Source organism: Prevotella sp. TCVGH, assembly GCF_023522295.1.
Classification (GTDB): Bacteria; Bacteroidota; Bacteroidia; order Bacteroidales; family Bacteroidaceae; genus Prevotella; species Prevotella timonensis.
Genome location: NZ_QFFX01000132.1, coordinates 1 through 1,773, shown reverse-complemented (window position 1 = coordinate 1,773; position 1,773 = coordinate 1). Strand labels below are relative to the sequence as shown.

The following is a 1,773-nucleotide window of genomic DNA, read 5'->3' as shown; positions in this document are numbered from 1 at the left end:
GTGGCATATCCCATGAAAGGGAGCAATGTTTCCCTTTCATCGCTGTGGAGCTTCTCCATCAGCCGTATGGCTTCGGGCAGCAGTTTGACACGACAAGGCACACCTGTTTTTTGGCGGTTGAACTTCAGCCAAAGGATACCCTCGTCATCACGCACAAGATGGGAATTGTCCAGTTCCATCAAATCACAATATGCAGCACCCGTATAACAGGCAAAGAGGAAAATATCCCTTGCTGTCTCCATTTCCTCCTCCAAGTCCTCAAAGTGGAGAGTCTTTAACTTCTCAAATGCCCCTCTGTCAAGTGCTTTGGGGAGTTTCTTGTTACCCTTGCTGATTTTGACTTTGTCGAAAAGCAGGATGTCTGCCAACCCCTCACGGTAAGCCAGCCTGCATACCGTTTTCAAATGGGTGGCAACATTGTAAAATGAGCTTTCCTGAAATCCACACTCCCCCAAGAAGTACTGCTGAAACTCATGGATGAAGTTCTCTGTCAGTTGTGAGAGGGCTAAGTCAGAAACCTTATATTTCGCCTGGATGAACTCCTGCAAGTGGATTCTCGTGGAGTGATAGCTTGCCATTGACTCTTTTCTGATGTCTACACCAATATGACTTTCTTTCTCTTTGATGAGCATATCAAGCCTTTCGACGAGCATGCACCGTGTCTGCACACTTCCTTGAAACTGTTCCCTCACATCGGTTGCGTCAAATGGGCAACCTCTTGTAAGCAAAGACTGATAAGCTGACTGAATGGACAGCAGCAAGTTCTCCAACCTGCCATTCACTTCCACCGCCTCACGACTTTTTCCGTCCATTCTGCTCTCACGGGGATTCCACAGGTCAGGATTACAGGAGAGCTTGCAACTGAACTGCGCGATAGAACGTCCGATGGTTATCCGCCCCATAATCGGAGCCTTACCCGACTTGTCCAGACCGCTCTTTTTGAGGTAGAGCAACACCTTCATTTTTTCTGTTTTCATACGCTTTGATGTTTTGCGGCAAAATTACCAATTTCAAAGCGTTTCTCACTTATGCAGAAAACTGCCGACCGTCGCAATAGCCACACGAGTAAAAATAATTCAGTTACCGAACATTACTCCATCGTTACCTATAGCAAAATCGGGTAACGGTTTGGTAACTAAACTTCTGCCTAAATCTGCACATTATAACTCTTTTTGAAAAGAGCACTTCTATGCAAATTATTCCGTTTCCTGCTCATTATCAGTCAGTTTACACCAACTTCGATATTTCTTCATTTTCGCTGATTAGTTGTGCCTCTATCTCAATGCTTTAGCCACCCAAAAATGGTAAAAATAATAATATAAAAGCAAGATGTAAACGTAACTTTGTCAATAACAATGATTTACAAACCTCGCTCATTTTTAGCGTATTTGCGACCAACTTTGACGTTGGTTGTAAATACGCGAGTTATGAGAGTCACTTTGTAAAGAAAATTCAGCATTTATTTTCATTCTATGCAGCTTGATACAAACTTTACATAAGCTGTTTTGCGGGTGTATTTCGTTGTACAAATATTACTTTTCAATGGCAAAACCGTTTATACAAATACTTTCATTTGATGTGAAAAAGATTTATTGACTGATAAGGTGATAGCAGTTAAAAAAATGCGTATCAAAGAAGAGAATTGAGCGGATTATCGTTAAAAATGTAGATAGTTGTGTATTTATTTTAGTAATTTGAGACCTCTGCAAAACCTTACCCCATCCTCTATCATTCTTGTTTTTGAGCACTATTGGCTCACCCGCAGTCAATATT

General features: G+C 41.7%; 1 protein-coding gene. It reads right to left on the bottom strand.

What is annotated here, in order from left to right:
• Window positions 1-977: phage integrase SAM-like domain-containing protein (locus DEM91_RS12425; protein ID WP_249859113.1), on the bottom strand; the 977-nt coding region annotated here is incomplete at its 3' end.
• Between the last annotated feature and the right edge of the window lie 796 nt (window positions 978-1,773).